This is a genomic window from Galbibacter sp. (assembly GCF_035306585.1).
GTDB lineage: Bacteria > Bacteroidota > Bacteroidia > Flavobacteriales > Flavobacteriaceae > Galbibacter.
Genome location: NZ_DATGNU010000130.1, coordinates 14,321 through 34,052 on the forward strand (window position 1 = coordinate 14,321; position 19,732 = coordinate 34,052).

General features: G+C 37.6%; 20 protein-coding genes. 7 read left to right on the top strand and 13 right to left on the bottom strand.

What is annotated here, in order from left to right; genetic code table 11:
- The first annotated feature begins 92 nt into the window (after window positions 1-92).
- Together gcvT and VKY50_RS11950 are read left to right on the top strand one after the other, a co-directional pair.
- Entirely contained in the window at window positions 93-1,181 is a 1,089-nt protein-coding gene (gene gcvT / locus VKY50_RS11945) for a glycine cleavage system aminomethyltransferase GcvT (RefSeq protein ID WP_324302057.1), read from the top strand.
- A 41-nt stretch (window positions 1,182-1,222) separates the two neighbouring features.
- Window positions 1,223-2,035, top strand: a complete 813-nt coding sequence (locus VKY50_RS11950; protein WP_324302058.1) for a sugar nucleotide-binding protein — start codon at window positions 1,223-1,225, stop codon at window positions 2,033-2,035.
- A gap of 15 nt (window positions 2,036-2,050) precedes the next feature.
- Here VKY50_RS11950 and VKY50_RS11955 read toward each other — a convergent pair whose 3' ends face one another.
- The 9 genes from VKY50_RS11955 to VKY50_RS11995 all read right to left on the bottom strand — a co-directional run bounded on the left by VKY50_RS11955 (window position 2,051) and on the right by VKY50_RS11995 (window position 11,923).
- Complete coding sequence (locus VKY50_RS11955) at window positions 2,051-4,036, bottom strand: protein-disulfide reductase DsbD family protein (RefSeq protein ID WP_324302059.1); 1,986 nt, start codon at window positions 4,034-4,036, stop codon at window positions 2,051-2,053.
- On the bottom strand, window positions 4,029-5,345 hold the full coding sequence (gene tilS / locus VKY50_RS11960; RefSeq protein ID WP_324302060.1) for a tRNA lysidine(34) synthetase TilS: 1,317 nt from the start codon (window positions 5,343-5,345) through the stop codon (window positions 4,029-4,031). Before tilS ends, VKY50_RS11955 begins: the two co-directional genes overlap by 8 nt.
- A gap of 14 nt (window positions 5,346-5,359) precedes the next feature.
- Window positions 5,360-7,021, bottom strand: a complete 1,662-nt coding sequence (gene recN / locus VKY50_RS11965; RefSeq protein WP_324302061.1) for a DNA repair protein RecN — start codon at window positions 7,019-7,021, stop codon at window positions 5,360-5,362.
- A 59-nt stretch (window positions 7,022-7,080) separates the two neighbouring features.
- Entirely contained in the window at window positions 7,081-7,971 is an 891-nt protein-coding gene (porD, locus tag VKY50_RS11970) for a type IX secretion system protein PorD (protein ID WP_324302062.1), read from the bottom strand.
- Window positions 7,964-9,175 (bottom strand): bifunctional phosphopantothenoylcysteine decarboxylase/phosphopantothenate--cysteine ligase CoaBC, encoded by a 1,212-nt coding sequence (coaBC, locus tag VKY50_RS11975; RefSeq protein ID WP_324302063.1) that lies wholly within the window; start codon window positions 9,173-9,175, stop codon window positions 7,964-7,966. The genes porD and coaBC overlap by 8 nt, the downstream gene beginning before the upstream one ends.
- A gap of 3 nt (window positions 9,176-9,178) precedes the next feature.
- A complete protein-coding gene (locus VKY50_RS11980; protein ID WP_324302064.1) occupies window positions 9,179-9,502 on the bottom strand; it encodes a DNA-directed RNA polymerase subunit omega in 324 nt (107 codons plus the stop codon).
- 9 nt (window positions 9,503-9,511) lie between these two features.
- Entirely contained in the window at window positions 9,512-10,345 is an 834-nt protein-coding gene (locus VKY50_RS11985; RefSeq protein WP_008991442.1) for an outer membrane protein assembly factor BamD, read from the bottom strand.
- 169 nt (window positions 10,346-10,514) lie between these two features.
- Entirely contained in the window at window positions 10,515-11,399 is an 885-nt protein-coding gene (gene dapA / locus VKY50_RS11990) for a 4-hydroxy-tetrahydrodipicolinate synthase (RefSeq protein ID WP_040460033.1), read from the bottom strand.
- A gap of 2 nt (window positions 11,400-11,401) precedes the next feature.
- Entirely contained in the window at window positions 11,402-11,923 is a 522-nt protein-coding gene (locus VKY50_RS11995) for a DUF6913 domain-containing protein (protein ID WP_008991444.1), read from the bottom strand.
- A gap of 67 nt (window positions 11,924-11,990) precedes the next feature.
- On the opposite strand from VKY50_RS11995, the gene VKY50_RS12000 reads away from it, so the two are divergent.
- Both VKY50_RS12000 and VKY50_RS12005 read left to right on the top strand, forming a co-directional pair.
- On the top strand, window positions 11,991-12,758 hold the full coding sequence (locus VKY50_RS12000) for a 5'-nucleotidase (protein WP_324302065.1): 768 nt from the start codon (window positions 11,991-11,993) through the stop codon (window positions 12,756-12,758).
- Window positions 12,759-12,765: 7 nt separating this feature from the next.
- A complete protein-coding gene (locus VKY50_RS12005) occupies window positions 12,766-13,668 on the top strand; it encodes a bifunctional metallophosphatase/5'-nucleotidase (RefSeq protein ID WP_324302066.1) in 903 nt (300 codons plus the stop codon).
- A gap of 11 nt (window positions 13,669-13,679) precedes the next feature.
- On the opposite strand, the gene ligA is transcribed toward VKY50_RS12005, so the two are convergent.
- The 3 genes from ligA to VKY50_RS12020 all read right to left on the bottom strand — a co-directional run bounded on the left by ligA (window position 13,680) and on the right by VKY50_RS12020 (window position 17,153).
- Window positions 13,680-15,674 (bottom strand): NAD-dependent DNA ligase LigA, encoded by a 1,995-nt coding sequence (gene ligA / locus VKY50_RS12010; RefSeq protein WP_324302067.1) that lies wholly within the window; start codon window positions 15,672-15,674, stop codon window positions 13,680-13,682.
- 121 nt (window positions 15,675-15,795) lie between these two features.
- Window positions 15,796-16,662, bottom strand: coding sequence for a peptide chain release factor N(5)-glutamine methyltransferase (gene prmC / locus VKY50_RS12015; protein WP_008991448.1), 867 nt, complete (start codon window positions 16,660-16,662; stop codon window positions 15,796-15,798).
- Between the two features lie 11 nt (window positions 16,663-16,673).
- Window positions 16,674-17,153: a GNAT family N-acetyltransferase gene (locus tag VKY50_RS12020; protein WP_040460038.1), complete on the bottom strand. Its 480-nt coding sequence runs from the start codon at window positions 17,151-17,153 to the stop codon at window positions 16,674-16,676.
- A 49-nt stretch (window positions 17,154-17,202) separates the two neighbouring features.
- Here VKY50_RS12020 and ribD point away from each other — a divergent pair, with 49 nt between their 5' ends.
- On the top strand, window positions 17,203-18,261 hold the full coding sequence (gene ribD / locus VKY50_RS12025) for a bifunctional diaminohydroxyphosphoribosylaminopyrimidine deaminase/5-amino-6-(5-phosphoribosylamino)uracil reductase RibD (protein WP_324302068.1): 1,059 nt from the start codon (window positions 17,203-17,205) through the stop codon (window positions 18,259-18,261).
- A gap of 129 nt (window positions 18,262-18,390) precedes the next feature.
- Complete coding sequence (locus tag VKY50_RS12030; RefSeq protein ID WP_008991451.1) at window positions 18,391-19,005, top strand: IMPACT family protein; 615 nt, start codon at window positions 18,391-18,393, stop codon at window positions 19,003-19,005.
- A gap of 5 nt (window positions 19,006-19,010) precedes the next feature.
- On the opposite strand, the gene VKY50_RS12035 is transcribed toward VKY50_RS12030, so the two are convergent.
- A complete protein-coding gene (locus tag VKY50_RS12035) occupies window positions 19,011-19,406 on the bottom strand; it encodes an acyl-CoA thioesterase (RefSeq protein WP_324302069.1) in 396 nt (131 codons plus the stop codon).
- Between the two features lie 201 nt (window positions 19,407-19,607).
- Here VKY50_RS12035 and VKY50_RS12040 point away from each other — a divergent pair.
- On the top strand, window positions 19,608-19,732 hold a 125-nt coding region (locus tag VKY50_RS12040; protein WP_324302070.1), incomplete at its 3' end, for a DnaA N-terminal domain-containing protein.

The window sequence follows — 19,732 nt, forward strand, 5'->3', positions numbered from 1 at the left end:
ATTATTGCAGCTTTGTTTTGCTGCTCACTATATTTAAATAATTTTGTATTACTAAGGTAAACGAACTAGCAATTTTTTTAAATATACTAAAAATGAACAATACCGCTTTAACAAGTGTCCATATTGAATTGGGTGCAAAAATGGTGCCTTTTGCCGGTTTCAATATGCCAGTACAGTACGAGGGAGTTACTGCTGAACATGAAAATGTAAGGAACCATGTAGGGGTTTTTGATGTAAGCCATATGGGCGAGTTTCTCGTCTCTGGTCCAAATGCTCTGGACTTATTACAAAAGGTATGTAGTAATGATGTCTCTAAACTGGAGGTTGGAAAAGCCCAATACAGTTATCTACCAAATGAGCAGGGCGGCATTGTGGATGATTTGATCATCTATCAAATCAAAGAGGAGCAATATTTACTAGTTGTAAACGCTTCAAATATTGAAAAAGATTGGCAATGGATATCGAAATATAACAAAGAGTTTGGTGCAGATTTAAGAAATATCTCCGATCAATACTCGTTATTAGCTATCCAAGGGCCAAAAGCCATAGAAGCTATGCAATCTCTTACCGAGATTGATCTTTCAGCAATTAAATTTTACCACTTTGAGGTAGGACCATTCGCAGGAATTGAGCATGTCATTATTTCGGCTACAGGTTATACTGGTAGTGGTGGATTTGAGGTGTATTGTAAAAATGAAGAAGTAGGACAACTTTGGGAGAAGGTTTTTGAAGCTGGAAAGGAATTTGGCATCAAGCCCATCGGATTAGCCGCTAGAGACACGCTTCGTCTTGAGATGGGGTACTGTCTTTATGGAAACGATATTGATGAGACCACCTCCCCACTTGAAGCTGGATTGGGTTGGGTTACCAAATTCACGAAAGATTTTGTGGGATCCGATATTCTTAAAGCACAAAAGGAAAAAGGACTTACCAATAAACTTATTGGATTCAAATTAGAGGAAAGAGGAATTCCTAGAACTGATTACCAGATCACCGATAATAATGGAAACGTTATTGGAAAAGTTACCAGTGGAACGATGGCTCCCTCCCTGGGAGTCGGAATTGGTATGGGTTATGTTCCTATAGCCTACGCAGAACCTGGAAGTACCATTGGAATTCAAATACGTAAGAATCAAATCCCAGCAACGGTTGTTAAACTTCCTTTCTACAAAAATAAATAAGCTCAGATAGAGTTCTCTTAATAATAATGAAAGAAAGATATTTGAAAAAGATTTTAATATTAGGAGCTAGTGGTTTTATTGGAGGAGCACTTTACAAAGAGTTATGTTCTTACTTTAACACCTATGGAACTTATCACACGGGAAAGATCTATGCAAATAATAAGCATTTCTTTCCCTTTGATATGCAAAAAGATGATCTTATAGAAACCCTCTCAAGGGTAAGGCCTGATGTCATTATCTCAGCGCTTCGAGGTGATTTTGATTCTCAAATCGACACCCATCTCGATGTGGTTGATTATTGCAAAGCCACCGGTAGTAAAGTGATATTCCTATCATCGGCGAATGTCTTTGATGCCTTTAGTAATTTTCCATCCTACGAATTTGATAAAACGCTTTCAATGAGTCCCTATGGAAAATTTAAAATCAAAATTGAGACGGCTCTCATGCAACTACCTGAGAAAAATTATGTAATTGCACGGTTGCCGATGGTATTTGGAAGTCACTCTCCAAGGATCAAAGAGCTTAAATATCACCTGGAGATCAATAAGGCCTATGAGGTCTTTCCAGACCTTGTCATGAACGTCACAAACATTGTTATTCTCACAAAGCAACTTCACTATATCATCAATCGAGAAATCGGAGGTATATTCCATCTGGGAAGCACTGACTTGGTGCATCACAATGAGTTTATAGAAGAAATAATTAAAGTGTTAGGTTACCACAAGCCACTACTAAAAAATGTATATACATCGAACTTCGATCGTTTTTTGGCTGTGTTACCCAAAGACAATAAACTCCCCATTCACTTAAATTTTGGTCACACTGAGGTGATTAATGAGATGAATATTATTTAGAGAGCATTCACTTTTTTATTCTCTAGCTTCCTGGGACTCTTTAAAATTCTTTAACCCATCTTGTAACCACTGGTAATAGGTGACTGCATTGGTATACTTTTGGGGACTACTTAAAAGTTCGTAATCAGATGACATTTGTATATAATAGGGCTGTGATGCTGTTTTAAAGTTAATCGTCTGAAAGGTCGCCCATTTATCTCCAATAGTCTTTATGCTTTTCACCCGACCATTCGCAAGCTTGAAATTAAACTGATCAGCCTCATCCAAAGCCTTCCGATCATCCACATAAAGAGAGATCAATACATACTCTTGGTTAAGTAGGCTGAATATCTCTGGTTCACTCCAAACATTCTCTTCCATCTTACGGCAGTTCACACAGGCCCATCCCGTAAAATCCAATAAGATAGGTTTATTGTTCTCTTTTGCATAGGTGAGGCCTTGATCAAAATCTTTAAAACACGTAAGACCTAAGGGACAATCACTTTCTTTCTCATAGATACTATAGAAAACTGGTGGTGGAAATCCACTGAGTAGTTTTAGATTGGATTTAGGTGTGTTAAATAAACCTGGAATCAAATAGGCCACAAATCCAAGTACACCTAGTCCGAAAACTACGCGATAGAAACTGAGTTTTTTACGAGGACCATCGTGTGGAAAACGAATCAATCCAAAAACATACAACGCCAAGAGTATAAATATGATAATCCAAATTCCGATAAACACTTCGCGCTTTAGGATTCCCCAGTGTTCGACCAAATCCGCATTGGATAAAAACTTAAATGCCATAGCTAGTTCCAAGAACCCTAAAATCACCTTGATAGTGGTCATCCACCCACCAGACTTCGGTAGTGAATTTAACATATTTGGAAAAAGCGCAAACAAAGCAAATGGTAAGGCCAATGCCAGACCGAAACCAGTCATACCAACGGTCAATTGAGTAGCACCGCCATCATTCGAGAGGGATCCAGCCAGGAGCGAACCTAAAATCGGTCCAGTACAGGAGAAGGAAACAATAGCCAAAGTTAAGGCCATAAAGAAGATCCCAATAATCCCACCTGCACCCGAGGCACTATCCATTTTGTTGCCCCATGAATGCGGAAGTGTCAACTCAAAATACCCAAAGAAGGAAAATGCAAAGACTACAAAAATGACAAAGAAAATCACATTCAACCAAACATTGGTCGAAATATTGTTTAAGATCTCAGGAGCTATAGTATCCAAAAAGTGGAACGGCACACTAAGGGCCATATAGATCCCTATAATAAAGACACCATATAGAATGGCATTGGATATCCCCTTTCTCTTATTACTATTCTGTTTGGTAAAAAAGGAAACCGTTAAAGGAATCATTGGGAACACGCACGGAGTAAGCAGCGCTATAAACCCTCCTAAAAACCCTAGCACAAACAAATTCAATAAACCATGACTTGGTGAAGCGCTATCACTCTGTTGATTTGCTTCTAAGAGTTCGGTGTTGGTTAAAGGAATTTCCAAGCTTTGCGCTAAGTCCAAGCTTTTTGCGTCCACTTCCTTATGTATAACCACCTGATTACCGTCAAGAGAAAAACCTAAGTCATACTGATCAAAAATACACTGCTTATCATCACAGGCTTGATAAGCGACATCTCCGATAATGGACTTGAGCCCTGGAGTTAGGACCTTAATTTGTTGCTTGAAAACAGCACGGTTCGCAAAATAAGACAATCGCTGTTCAAAAATCTTATCCATTTCCGTAATTGGCTCGCCTTCTTCTACCTCACCAATGAGCTCAAAATCAACCCCTTCCCCTTGAAAGGTAAAAGTAGTCGGATTGATCATAGGTTCTTCATCTTTGGGTTGATTCACCGCATAAAGGTGCCAGTTCTCTTTGATATCAGCCTCAATTATAAGGGTGTATGTAGAATCTGAAACAGCTTCAACCGACGTATTCCATTGAACCTGATTTTGACTAAAAATAAAGTTGGTAAAAAATAGTAGTAGTACAGCAATTAAATTACGCATGAAGGGATGTTATTTTTAATATTTCTGTTGTTCTGTCCGTTATTTTGAAGCGGTCATCAGCACGTTGCCCTATAATCCAAATGATCTCATCATCGCCATTGCAGAGTAACCACTGATTTTCTTTCTCTATTAAAGAAAATTTTTCATCTTTGAAATACTTACTGAGCTTTTTTCTCCCACGCATTCCAAATGGACAAAAGTAATCACCATTTCGTCGTTTACGAAGGATAAGCGGAAACTTTAACTTTTCTTTATCAACCAATACCGAATTCCTAGAAACTGGAGCTTTGACTTCAATCTGCTCAATAAAAAGGTGTATAGGATAACGAATACTTTTTTGATGCTGTGGAATGGTAAAAATTTGATCTGCATCGCTATCTTTTAGGGCAGTTAACAATAAGTGATCCCGATTTCTGATCAAACGATGGCTGTCAGATATAAGTTGTTTTCCTGAAAGGGTATCTAGGAGCTGTAGTAGCTCCACTTCACTTTTAAATCCATATGGTTTAAAAAGTTCAAACAAATATGCTTCCAATGGGTGAAGCGCCTTTAACCCAGCCACCGAGATTTCAATTGCGTGATCTTTTTCAACAAATAAATGGGCACGCTGTTGTGCAACCGCCATCTTTATAATGCTATTGGACTGATGTAAATACTGCAAAGATTTGGTGAAACTATCCAGGAAATCTGGCTTTATTTGCTTGATTAAAGGGATTATTTCATGTCGGTATTTATTGCGAATGTATTTGGTCTGAGCATTACTGCTATCCTCACGCCATGCTATGTTTTGCTCCTCGGCATACCGATTAATTTCTGATCTTGAAAAAGGCAATAAAGGCCTTACTATATAATCATTAATCGGTGGTATTCCAGTCAATCCTTCAAGGCCACTTGCTCTGCCGAGATTAATCAAAAAAGTCTCTAAATTATCATCGGCATGATGCGCCGTTAAAAGATAGGCAAAACCGAGTTGCTCTTTTTGTTCCCTAAACCAATTGTATCGGAGTTCTCTAGCACCCATCTGAGTTGATATTTTGGCCTTTTTCACATACGCCTTCGTGTGGAAGTTAACGGTATGGAACTCCACTGCATAGCCTTCACATTGATTTTTTAAAAACTCCTGATCTTGATTGCTCTGCAAACCTCTTAATTGAAAATTACAGTGCAGCACGCTACATTGAAGATGAGATTTTACACATAGATCTAACAGCACCATACTATCAATACCTCCACTGACTGCCAGGGCTATAGGGCTGTTGATTAAAAAAGGAAAATTAGTTTCAATATGAGTCTTAAAGCATTTTTGCATTGCACAAAGTTATGCTAATTTCGCTTGACCAACAATTCATTAGCATGCGCTCTTGCTGAAGAGCTGATATCTTTACCCCCGAGCATTTCTGCAATTTCAACAACACGTTGCTCTTGGTTTAATTTCTTCATCTGCGAAGTCGTCACTCCTTGTACTTCTTCCTTGTAGACTTTGTAATGTTGATCACCCTTCGCTGCCACCTGTGGAAGATGCGTAATGGTGAACACTTGCATGGTCTTACTCATTTGATACATGATTTCAGCCATTTTATTGGATACTTCTCCAGAGACGCCTGTGTCGATCTCATCAAACATAATGGTAGGCAAATGCCTATACTGTGCTAAAAGCGCCTTTATAGCAAGCATAATTCGGGATAACTCCCCTCCGGAGGCCGCCTTTTTAAGTTCATTAAATTGCCCTCCTTTGTTGGCAGAGAACAAAAATGAAAGATTGTCTTTACCATTGGAGTGATAATGCTCGCCATGGGTTAATTCAATCTCGAACTGTGCATTTGGCATCCCTAGAGAGGCTAAAGTACTTTCTAAATGCTCTTTAAGCGATGGAATCCCTTTTGCTCTTTTGTTATGCAATTCTAAGGCTATTTTATCCAGGATCTCTTCCATAGTCATGAGCTTTAATTGCATTTCTTTAATCTCACTTTCCAAGTTCTCCGTTTTGGAAACTTGTAACTCGAGCTGCTTTTGAATTTCTATGAGCTCTGTAACCTCAAGAACATTGTGTTTCTTTTGTAGGTTATAGATCAATTGAAGTTTTTCATTCACCTTCTCAAGTGCTACAGGGTCAGCCTCTAGGTTTTCCTCAAGGGATAGCATTTCATTGAACACATCATCGAGTTCAATGAAGACAGAATCAATCCTATCAGATAGCTCTTTATAGATTTTACCGAAACTACCAAGGCGATTAAAATTACTTTTAATTTCATTTAAGCTAGGCAACACCCCCATTTGTTCCTCAGAGAATAACTGTAGGGATTGTTTTACTCTAGAGGCTATTTCATCCACATTGTTTAACTGCTCAAAAGTAGCTTCTAATTCAGCCAACATCCCTTGCTTTAATTTAGCCGATCTTAACTCTTCTAATAAAAATGAATTGTAATCGTAGTCTTTATCGGCCTGTTGCTGAAATTCAATGAGAGATTTTAATTCTTTTTTAAGGGCTAAATAATTCGAAAGTTTATCCTTGTAGAGATCGAGTTGCTTACTTACATCGCCAATAGCGTCGATTACTTGAAACTGAAAATCGTTATCAGTAAGCTTTAAAGTTTGATGTTGAGAGTGAATATCGATCAGTCGAATTCCTAATGCGGACAGTACATCTAAGGTAACGGGCGTGTCATTTACAAATGCTCTGGACTTACCACTTGGCAAGATTTCTCTTCGAATAATAGTTTGCTGTTCAAAATCGAGATCTTGTTGAATAAAAAATTCTTCCAGTTGATAATTTCCAATGGCAAAGCTTGCCTCGATAACACATTTCTCATCCGTGTTTTTAATACTACTCAAATCGGCCCTCTTTCCCAGTACCAATGACAATCCACCTAGAAGGATTGATTTACCAGCACCAGTTTCACCTGTAATGGAAATCAACCCCTTATCAAAATCTACATTTAAATGATCGATTAAGGCGTAGTTCTTTATGATCAGATTTGTTAACACTTCAAATTAAGTTTTTAGCATCCCAAAGATAAATTATATTTTAAAAGCTGGCTAAGAAATTAATACTTGATACGGCTCCAAGTTTTAGAATAAAGAGGCGCCATGCTATTGAGGTTTTCTTTTAATTCCGCTATTTTCACCTTAGGACCGCCCGAGAATATATTTGCAATTTCCTCTGACTTGGCATCAAAGAAAGCTTGGAGTACGAAGGAATTTGGTCGCGTATTATTAAGTTTTTCAAGTAAGCTCATCGAACTCAGTATTTGCTCCTTGGCGCCTTTAGGATCCGACACCAATACATCCATCCCTTGACGATGGTAGTTATAAAGAGCCATGCGATACTCCTTGAAGGTATTGGAGAGCAGGTTATCGACAAGCTCCCAACGCGTTCTATTTCCATCGGTTTGCTTCCACCCACTAAATCCGCTACTTTGACTTAAGTTTACAATAGATTGCGCTTGTTCAAAATAGGGTGTCCCTCCTTCTTTTGAAAATGTATCAGCATCAATGCCTAGAATGATATACACATAATATGATATAACAGCCGTTAGATTGCTCTCAAAAACATTCGGGTTAAAATACAATGGAGCGAACTCTACATAATTAAAACTAAACTGCTTGTCTTGATAGTTAAATACTGGCGACTGATAATTAGAATTAAACACAGGGCGGTTAGATTGAATTTGTATAGTACCACTAAAAGAACTATTATCGTATTGACTAATGGTAACCATCATACTACATTGAATGCGCTGATCGGCACTAAAGTTCCTACTAGTCCATTGTGTTTTATTCACATAATCATTCAAGGACTTCTCCAGGGTGCTAAAGATTTGCTTGTTGGTTTGATTTACCTGATCAGAGTTAACGATAACCCTACAGTTTAACTCCTGACTAAAAGAAAAGCTAAAGCAGGCAAATATTATGATGGTTAGGAAAGGTTTAAGCATGAAGTCTAGATCGTATCTCGTTAAAAATATCGATTGCTACTTCCGCTTTTGATTTTAATGGAAAAGCAATTCGGTTTAAATTCTTATCTATAAATGTAATCTTATTTGTTGATTTACCAAAACCAGCACCCGTATCATTTAATGAATTTAAAACAATTGCATCCAAGTTTTTTCGTTGAAGTTTAGAAACAGCATTGTCCAATTCATTCTGAGTTTCCAATGCGAATCCTACTAAAAATTGGTCTGTTTTGATCTTACCTAAGGATGCTAATATATCGCTTGTTGGCACAAGATCAATATGTAAGTTGGCTGTTTTCTTTTTAATTTTTTGATCTGCAACCTCAGCAGGTTTGTAATCTGCCACAGCTGCTGCTAAGATCGCTATATTTACCTGATTAAACACCTGATGTACGGCATTGTACATCTGATCTGCACTCTGCACACGAACTACTCTAACTAGTGGGTTATCCAATGTAAGCGAACATGGTCCGGTTACTAAAAATACTTCCGCTCCTAATTGAGCAGCATGACTTGCTAGTTCGAATCCCATCCGGCCACTGGAGTGATTACCTATAAAGCGCACAGGATCTATAGCCTCATAAGTAGGCCCCGCTGTAACAAGTATCTTTTTACCGTAAAGAGGGAGGGAAGATTTTAATAAATTTTCTACAAGACTGACGATGGATTCGGGCTCTGCCATCCGTCCTTGTCCTATGAGTCCACTGGCCAGCTCACCGCTTTCTGCTGGAATTATATGGTTTCCCCTATCTACAAGAATACCAATATTTTCTTGCGTGGAAGCATGTGCATACATATCCAAATCCATGGCAGGAGCAATAAACACAGGACACCTTGCCGAAAGATAGGTGGCTAGCAAGAAATTATCCGAAGTACCAGAGGCCATTTTTGACATCGTATTTGCCGTGGCAGGTGCAATAATCATTAGGTCCGCCCAAAGCCCTAGATCAACATGATTATTCCACACAGCATCCTTGTTCTCGGAATCTGTAAATGACCAATACACTCTGTTTTTAGATAACGTAGAAAGCGTTAAAGGAGTAACGAATTCTTTCGAATTTTCCGTCATTACCACTTTAACGCTTGCTCCGGCCTTGATGAGTAAACGCACCAGAAAAGCCGATTTGTATGCGGCTATTCCTCCGGAAATTCCAAGTAAAACTTTTTTGCCGCTAAGTATGGACATGCCCTACTCTTTTTCTGTATTTCTATAATAAATTTTATCGTTCAACCACTCTTCGATTGCAATCGCATGTGGTTTTGGAAGTCTTTCGTAAAACTTAGAAACTTCGATTTGTTCCTTGTTTTCAAAAATCTCCTCCAAGCTATCAGTATAGGTAGCAAACTCCTCCAACTTCTCTATCAATTCCTTCTTGATATCACCATTGATTTGGTTGGCGCGTTTAGAAACTATTGAAATAGCCTCGTAAATATTATTTGTCGGTGCATCCAATTCATTTCTATCATAGGTAATGGTAGAAATAGGTGCTTCAGAGTTTCTCAATTCGCTCATAACTTTGATTTAATTATTTACTGTGTATTGTTCTAGTAATTCTTGTAATTCAGTAGCGTGCTTATCTAAGTCGCTATACATTTTATCGGACCTTCCGATGTATTTAGATTCTGGATATTCACTCTTAAGAGCACTATATGCTTCTCTGGCACTTTCGATTCGCTCCTCTTTCCTATTATAAACACTATTGACTGCTAAATTATAACGCGCCAAATAGTCGTAAAACAAAGCGTCTTCCTTATAAATAGATCCTGGGAAATTTTCAAAAAAGATCTCAAAAGAAGTTATAGCTGCATTGTAATCTGAAATTCTATTATATTGTTTTGCAATTTCAAATGACTTTTTCTCCAATTTCGCTCTTAGGGTTTCCATCATCTCATTAGCCTCAGCTAAAAACTCGGATTCTGAATAGGTATTGATAAAGACCTGTATTCTATCAATGGCTTTTTGCGTCTCACCTTGGTCTAAGCTATATCTAGGAGATGTCAAAAATTGACTCTTTGCGCCCATAAAAGCAGCTTCTTCTGCCTTGTCGCTTCGAGGGTATGATTTGGTAAATCTTTCAAATTGATAAGCTGCCAAGTAATAATCCTCAGATTGATAATAAGCATTGGCATAAAAATATTGCAAACGCTCTCCTTGGGGCTTCCCAACATATTGTGGAACGATTTGCTCATAGATTCTTATGGCTCGCTTATAATCACCTTCTTCATATAGCTTCTCAGCCATATCGTATTTCTTCTTGACATCACTGTCTTTTAGCACTTTTTGGTATTCACTACAACCACTCAGTAGTACAATGGCAAAAAAGGCTAAATAAGTAAATCTCCAATTTTTAATCATTCGGCAAAATTAGGTAATTATATTAAATATTAAAAACATTTTTACATGCCCAATTTAAGGCAGCAAAACGGATTAAAAGAAGGCTGAACTATAATTTATCAAATCTTTAACGCTAAAAGGCAAAAAAACCCGAACGCGATGCCGGGTGTTTTGTTTAGTAGTCTTCAAATCACACGATTTGCGAGACACTAATATAGTTTCCAATACGCTGTTTTAAATCCGCTGTAGCCTCCACAAGTGGCAGTCTCACGACATCACTACAAAGTTCTAAATATTCAAACACAGCCTTTATCCCCGCGGGGTTCCCTTGTTCGAATATCAGTTCAATGATATCCATCAATTGAAAATGTAAGTGATTGGCTTGATCTAGGTCTCCTCGCAGCCCATATCTAACCATGGCTGAGAACTCCTTTGGTAAACCTTGACCTATTACGGAAATCACTCCTGACCCGCCTGCTAATACCATAGGTAGGGTAAGCATATCATCACCTGAGATCACCAAAAATTCTTTTGGCTTATTTTTTATAAGCTTCATGGCTTGAACAATATCCCCTGCCGCTTCTTTGATACCGATGATATTTTCAAAATCGTTTGCTAAACGGATAACTGTTTCTGGTAACATGTTTGAACTAGTTCTCCCTGGTACATTATAAAGGATTACTGGAAGTGGAGAACTTTCAGCAACTGCCTTAAAATGCCTATAAATCCCTTCCTGTGTTGGTTTATTATAATATGGAGAAACGGACAATACCGCATCAAAGCTACTCAAGTCTTCTGCCCGAAGCTCTCGAGCAACCTCAGCCGTATTATTGCCACCTATGCCAAGGACTAAGGGCAATCTACCACGATTAGCTTTTATTATAGTTTGCTTGACAAGTTGCTTTTCTTCTTTACTTAGGGTAGCAGACTCTGCTGTTGTTCCCAAAACCACCAAATACTCAACACCGCCATCAATAACATGATTGACGATAGCGCTAAGCGCTTGTACATCTACACTTAAGTCTGACCTAAACGGTGTGACTAGTGCTACTCCTGTCCCAAGAAATTTTGACATAATCATAATCTTTTTAATATTTTTAGGTATTTGACCAATTCACTTGAAAACTGATCATAATCCTTTTCATTAACCTTCAATACCAAATTGTTTAAATGTTCACTCCCTTCTGTGACCCCTACTTTAAGATCACTTTTACACAGGGTAGAAACGTACTCTAAATACAAATTCGGTTTGCTATAATAATTTATGGCTATATCATATGGACGGTCTAAAAACGTTTGTAAATCATCCTGTTTAATCTTTCCATTAATTCCAAAAGAATTTTTAGAAAATACAGGAATCATATAGTTGACATTTTTATACACCTTTTCCACATAACCCGCTATAAAAATATTATCGTTATTAATGCGAATAGCCTTGGCGATATCCATTAATGGCTTGTAATCAACCAGAGTATCGTAATTAATAATAATAGCCAATGAACGTACTGCTCCGCTTCCATCATCATAACCTTCTGATTTTAAGCTGGATGCCTTAATTGCTTTTTTTATTGAATTTTCTTTAAGACCTTTAAAAATCATGTACAATTCCTTTATTTTTGTAAAGGTAAAACTTTATAGTCTTAACGTGGTAAAATTAAAGAATCTTATGCTTATAAAAACACAACATTTTGTTATATTCTTAACTTTTCTGTTCTGTATCTCCTGTCAACAAAAGGATACTAAACTTCAAGAAATACATGGAAAAGAGATCGCGATGGTCGATAGTATCCCTGAGGTTGACAGCATTAAGACTTTTATCACCCCTTATAGAGATCACATCAAAGAAATTCTAGACACTCCTTTGGCATATGCGCCAAAAACGATGCAGAAAACAGACGGAGAATTAAATTCTTCCATCGGGAACTTTATTGCAGATTTAACCTTTGAAATATCCAATCCAGTATTTGAAAAGCGCACTGGTAATAATATTGATTTTGTTCTTTTAAACCACGGAGGGATTCGAGCTATTATTTCCCAAGGGGAGGTTAGCCGCAGGACGGCCTATCAGGTCATGCCATTTGAAAATAGGGTACTTATTCTTGAGCTCAGTGGCGAAAAGGTCATAGAGTTACTATCCTACCTAGCCAAATCAAAAACAGCACATCCAATTAGCAAACAATTAGAACTACATCTTAATGACCGTGGAGAAATCGCACATGCGAGCATTGCTCAAAAACCTATTGATGTTTCTAAAAGTTATTTCGTAGCGACTTCCGATTTTTTAGCCAATGGTGGGGATCATATGGACTTTTTTAAAAACCCCATAAATACCACTGACATTGAATATCTGCTCAGAAATGAAATCATTGATTATTTCATGAAAACTGACACCTTAAAAGCATCAGTAGACCAACGATTCATTCAAATCAAATAATTTCACCATGAAAAGAAGATCCTTCCTTCAACACACCCTTGCAAGTTCAATTTTTGTAAGTGCCGCTGGTTTATCGCTATCGGCTTGCTCTTCAATGGCTAAAAAGCATATTACCATACTGCATACCAATGATGTGCACAGTCATATTGATCCTTTTCCCCAAACGCATTCGAGAAATCCAAATCAAGGAGGTGTAGCTCGTAGAGCTCATCTAATTGAGCAAGTTCGAAACGAAAATCCTAATACCCTTTTATTCGATGCTGGTGATATCTTTCAAGGCACCCCTTATTTTAACTTTTACGGTGGTGAGATTGAATTTAAACTGATGAGTATGATGAAATACGACGCGGCAACTCTAGGGAATCATGATTTTGACAATGGAATAGATGGTCTATATGCCCAATTACCTAATGCTGATTTTCAAATCCTCAATGCAAATTACAATTTCGAGAATACCGTCATGGACGGGCATGTAAAGCCTTATTCAATATTTGAAAAATCAGGGATTAAAATCGGAGTGTTCGGTTTAGGTATTGAATTGAAAGGACTAGTGAATAAACCGCTTTATAAGGAAACCAAATATCTTGACCCTATCGAAAAAGCACAAGACATTTCTAAAGAATTAAGAAATCAAAATTGTGATCTTATTGTATGTCTATCGCATTTGGGATACCAGTACCAAGAGGATAAGGTTTCCGATATTACCCTAGCCGAGAACACGGATGATATTGATTTAATAATCGGTGGCCACACGCATACTTTTATGGACAAACCTGCAATCCACACCAACAGACAAGGGCGAAATGTCTTAATTAACCAGGTGGGGTGTTTTGGACTATTCTTAGGCAGAATTGACTTCTATTTCGACAACAATACCAGTCAATCTGAGGGAGTTAGTATAAATGTCTAGTGATACAAGCCTTAGATCATATCTAAAAACATGTCCTCGGTGATAATTTTAACCCCGAGGGCATCCGCTTTATTTTTCTTACTTGGCCCCATTTTATCACCTGCCACCACATAAGAGGTTTTTGAGGATATGGAAGAGCCTACCTTTCCACCGTTCTTCTCAATTAATTCTTTGAGTTCATTTCTAGAAACTTTTTCAAACACTCCAGAAACTACAAAGGTTAACCCTTTTAGGATTTCACTACTTTCCTCCAACTGTTCAGCTGAGATTTCTAGCTGTACGCCATATCCTTTAAGTCGTTCTATAATTTGGTTATTGTAATTACTATCAAAAAACTCAACGACGCTTTCTGCTATTCTTGCTCCGATTTCATCAACACCAACTAAGGTATCGATAGTTGCCTGAGCTAAAGCATCTATAGATTTAAATTCCTTAGCCAATTTCTTGGCAACTGTTTGACCTACATATCGGATACCTAAAGCGAACAAGACCCGTTCAAAAGGAATTTCCTTAGATTTTTCAATTCCTTGAATTAAATTATCGGCTGATTTTTCAGCCATCCGTTCAAGGGGAATCACCTGCTCTTTGGTCAATTGGTATAAATCCGCATAATTTGATATAAGTTCTTGTTTAACTAGTAGGGCTACAGTTTCAGCACCTAAACCTTCGATATCCATGGCATTTCTGGAAATGAAGTGCTGAATTCGTCCTGTGATTTGCGGATTGCAGCCATAGATGTTCGGACAATAATGTTGAGCCTCCCCAGCATTTCGAATTAGTGGCGTTCCACACTCTGGACAATTTTGGATATACTCCACAGGCATTGCATGCTCGGATCTCCTACTAAGATCTACACCTACAATTTTTGGAATAATTTCGCCTCCCTTTTCAACATAAACATAGTCCCCTATTCTTACATCGAGTTTCTCAATTTGATCCGCATTATGAAGGGAAGCTCTTTTTACTGTTGTCCCAGCAAGTAGAACGGGTTCAAGATTTGCCACCGGGGTTACTGCGCCGGTTCGACCAACTTGATAACTAATACTTTTTAGGACCGTTGAAACTTGCTCTGCTTTAAATTTATAGGCCATTGCCCACCTTGGAGCCTTTGCTGTATACCCCAACTCATCTTGTTGATGAAAACTATTCACCTTTATTACTATACCATCGATCTCATAGGGTAATTCATGACGATGCACTTCCCAGTAATTTATAAAATCCATTACTTGGTCAGTATTCTTACACAAGCGTGCTTGCTGTGGAACTTTGAACCCCCATTCTTTGGCTTTTTGAAGGCCTTCAAATTGACTTTCTACCCCTAAGTTAGTTCCTGCAAGACTATACAACAAGCAATCTAAAGGTCTTTTAGCCACCTCACTACTATCCTGGAGTTTTAAACTTCCACTAGCAGTATTACGAGGGTTCATATAAGGAACCTCTCCTGCATTTACACGTTCCTGATTCATTTTAGCAAAACCTTCTAAGGGCAGGACAATTTCACCTCTAATTTCAAATTCATCAGGGTAGTCGCCTTGTAATTTTAAGGGTACTGATCGAATTGTCTTAACATTATTTGTCACCTCATCTCCTTGAACACCATCGCCTCTGGTAACGGCACGAACCAAGATTCCATTTTTATAGGTCAAACTTATCGAAGCGCCGTCATATTTTAATTCACAGGTAAATTCAACTGTTTCATCCCCCAAAACACGTGCAATCCGTCGCTCCCAATCCTCTAGATCCTCCTTAGAATACGAATTATCCAAAGAGTACATTCGAATGCTGTGCTTTATGGTCTTGAAATTTTTGGTAATCATACCCCCAACGCGAATAGTTGGTGAGTTTGGATCGTTATATTCAGGATGTTCAGCCTCTAATTTCTGCAAGGCTTTGAGCTTCATATCAAACTCATAATCTGTAATTTCAGGCGCATCGAGCACGTAATAATTGTAATTATGTTTAGTGAGTTCTTGACGAAGCGCAGAAATTTCCTTTTGAATATCCATAAATAAAAACGGTTAATTAGAGGTTTTAAACAAAGGTAATAGATGCAGGTTTATTTTTTAAAAATTAATTCAAGTTCCTGATTCAATTCTTTGAAAGCTGTGAATTGAAATCGCTATATGGTTATCTAACTGCACTGAGCATACGGTCATTTCCAAAAGTGTCCTTGATCACCTCCACTTCTTTAAACCCAGCATTAATAACTAAATCCTTTGTCTGATCTCCTAGGTATTGATTGATCTCAAAATAAAGTCTTCCATTTGTTTTCAAATGACAAGCGGCAAGCTTAGTGATTTGTTCATAAAAAAGCAATGGGTTCTCATCTGAGACATACAATGCACTCTGAGGTTCGTATTTTAAAACATTATTTTTCATTGTAGCTTTCTCAAGCTCACGTACATATGGAGGGTTTGAAACTATCACTTCAAATTGGTCCACTTTTGTAAATAAATTCGAGAGTAAGGATGCTTTCAAAATATCGATCTCACCAAATCTCACCACCACCTGATTTTTCATTGCATTTTCTTTGGCTAACTTGATAGCGTCTTTAGAAATATCAATAGCGTATAACTCTGCATGTGTTAAGTGCTTTGCCAAACTAATAGGAATACACCCAGAACCTGTCCCAATATCTAGGATTCGTAAGGGTCGTGGATGAGTCTTGTTATCCTCTATAATCATAGAAACGAGCTCTTCTGTTTCAGGCCGAGGAATTAAGGTATGTTCATTTACCATAAATTCCATTGAGTAAAAATAGCTTTTACCCAAAATGTACTGAATGGGTTTCTCTAATTTAAGATCAGCGAGTGCTTTTTCAAAAAACCGCAATTGTTCATCCTTTAGAGTTTGTTCACCTTTAACACTTATTTCAAATGGTTTTAATCCGAGTTGCTGCTGGCATATCCAATTAAAAAAAGTCCTACTCTCTTCCTTGGGATACAAATTCGCCAACTCTTTAAAAAACTGCAGCTTAAGTTCTGCTAATTTCATTATTTTAAATTTCAATTTAACGCTTTGATCATCCAAATTTCACAAGAACAATGGCCTGTAGCTCCTATTGGGTTTTCTAAGGCTGTAAATCCTGCTTTTTTATACAAACTACGAGCCGCTGTCATGGTTTGCATGGTTTCAATATAACAGTACGCATACCCCATGGACTTAGCAAGAGTTAAACAGACTTCAATCAGTCTTCGACCGAACCCTTTCCCCCTAGCCTTCGGTAAAAAATACATTTTTTGCAACTCACAAATATTTTCATCTCCACCTTGCAAAGTATCAATTCCAGCTCCTCCGACAACCGCACCATTGTGTTCAATCACAAAATACGCTGCTCCTTTACCCTGATAAGCACTATAAAGATCCTCCAGTGATTTATCTTCAAAAGCAGTTCCTATAGTGGGAATTTTAACCTCTAAAATCACTTGGCGGACAATGTCCGCCATTGTCGCTGCATCTTTGGGTTGAATTTGTCTAATTATCATTAGGTCACAACTGTTATTTAATAGTATTTTTGTCCTGTAGTATTTGGGCATGAATATACATGAAATCTATATAAAAAGAGCAATTCAGCTTGCTAAAAATGGACTAGGAAACACCTATCCTAATCCTATTGTTGGTTGTGTCATTGTAGCCAATAACAAAATAATAGGGGAAGGATTCACAAGCCCCGCAGGTCTAAATCATGCAGAGGTCAATGCTATTGAGAATGTAAAGGATAAATCACTCCTTAAAATTGCCACGCTGTATGTCACATTAGAACCTTGCTCTCACTTTGGTAAAACCCCGCCATGTGCAGATTTAATCATAAAGAATAATATCCCAACAGTTGTCATTGGGACTATGGACACTAACACAGAGGTTTGTGGAAAAGGTGTTCAGAGACTTACCAGCGCTGGGGTAAATGTGATCTTGGGGACATTGGAAGAACAATGTATAACCTCAAATATGCGTTTTTTTAGTGTCCAAGAGAAAAAAAGACCTTATATAATTTTAAAATGGGCACAAACCTCAGATTTTTATATAAGTCCTGAAGAGACAAAAGGAGAACCAATGCCTTTTTGGATAACAAATACAATTTCTCGCCAATTAGTGCACAAATGGCGAACAGAAGAACATGCGATTTTAGTGGGTACTCAAACAGTGGTTTCGGATAATCCTCAACTCAGTGCACGGGATTGGAAAGGGAATAATCCTATTCGTTTAGTACTAGACGGCTCTCTTAGAACACCAAAAAACCTACATCTTTGGGATGATTCCACTCCTACGATTTTCTTTATCTCTGATAAAGAACCTTTACCAAGTGAGAAATTCGTTCAAACTTCTTTCGTGGCTATTGATTTTACCTTAAACATTGCGGAACAAATTATAGCTGAACTATACAGGCTTAAAATCCAAAGCGTTATTATCGAAGGCGGGAAAAAAACCTTACAAAGCTTCATTGACAGTCAGTTATGGGACGAGGCGAGAATTTTTACGAGCACCCAAAATTTAGGCAGCGGCACCAAGGCTCCTGTGATGCGAAACTTCAAATTAACATCCCAATATCAAATCGCAAACGACACAGTAAATCTTTACCATTTCTGCGAGTAATTAGCTTAGTAGATGAGATCAGCTTTTTTTCCATTTACAATACTTCATTGAAGTGCAAATTTGTAAAACTCACTCCCTATTACCAATTGCACATTCTAACATTTACCTTAAGTTTGTAAAAAATCAAATTTGAACGATCAATACAAGACCATAGAAGAACCAACTGAGGAAGTCCTTTTTAAGGATAAGGGTAGCAAATTCTACGGTTATGCTTTTCCTATACAATCGGAAGAAGACGCAAAGGAGCGTTTAGAACAAATAAAAAGTCTTCACTCCAGTGCACGCCATCACTGCTATGCTTGGCAACTGGGATACCACAAAGACAAAATTCAGTATCGTGCCAATGATGACGGAGAACCCTCTAACACAGCTGGAGCACCAATACACGGGCAAATATTATCTTTCGACCTAACAGATGTCTTTATAGTGGTTGTGCGGTACTTTGGAGGCGTAAAATTAGGGGTTGGTGGTCTTATTAATGCCTATCGTACTACAGCACAAATGACACTTGAGAAAGCTACTATTGTAGAAAAGACCATCGATATTCACTTTAAACTCCAATTCGAATATAAACACATCAATGAAGTGATGCGTGTTATTAAAGAAAAAAATCTAAATATACTTGATCAAAAAATGCATCTTTCTTGTGAAATCATCATCGGCATTAGGCAATCAAAAGCCGAAGATATTAAAGCTGCCTTTGCCCATCTATATGAAGTGAAAATCGAAAACACAGAGGACTAAAATTCCTATAGATTTTCCAATATATATTCAGGACATCGAATGGGTTTAAAAGTATTAGCATCGATAAAAGCGAGAACAGTATTTGCCTCTGCAAGGATTTGATTATCTTCATTCCAAATCTTGTAATCAAATTCAATTTTTACACTCGGTGTTCTAAGGAGCTCAAGCTCTACTGTTAATAAGTCATCATAACGTGCTGACTTTTTATAATTTATCTGTAATGAAACCACTGGCAGCATAACCCCACTATTTTCTAGCTCTTTGTAAGATATCCCACGTGAACGCAACCATTCAACACGAGCAATTTCTAAATATTGTGCATAATTACCGTGATACACAACACCCATTTTATCGGTTTCGCTATATCTAACTCTAATGTTAATTTTATTTGTTTTCTCCATTAAAAAATGTATTTTACAACTGTTAAGAAAGTGTGATAAAATAGTTAACAATCATTAGAAAAAAAAAGCACATAATCAATAGGCTTTCATTTTTTTTTTCAAGAATTTGTTCACATATTTGTCTAATCTTTATAGGATAGTTGATTTCAGTGTTTCTAATTACTATCAATCCTAATAAACTATTAAAAATATAACTGAATAATGAACGTAACTGCAGAATCTGTATGGGAAAATTGTCTACACTTCATAAAGGACAACATACAACCCCAAGCTTTTAAAACTTGGTTTGAGCCCATAAAATCTGTAAAGTTAACTGATAAGGCGCT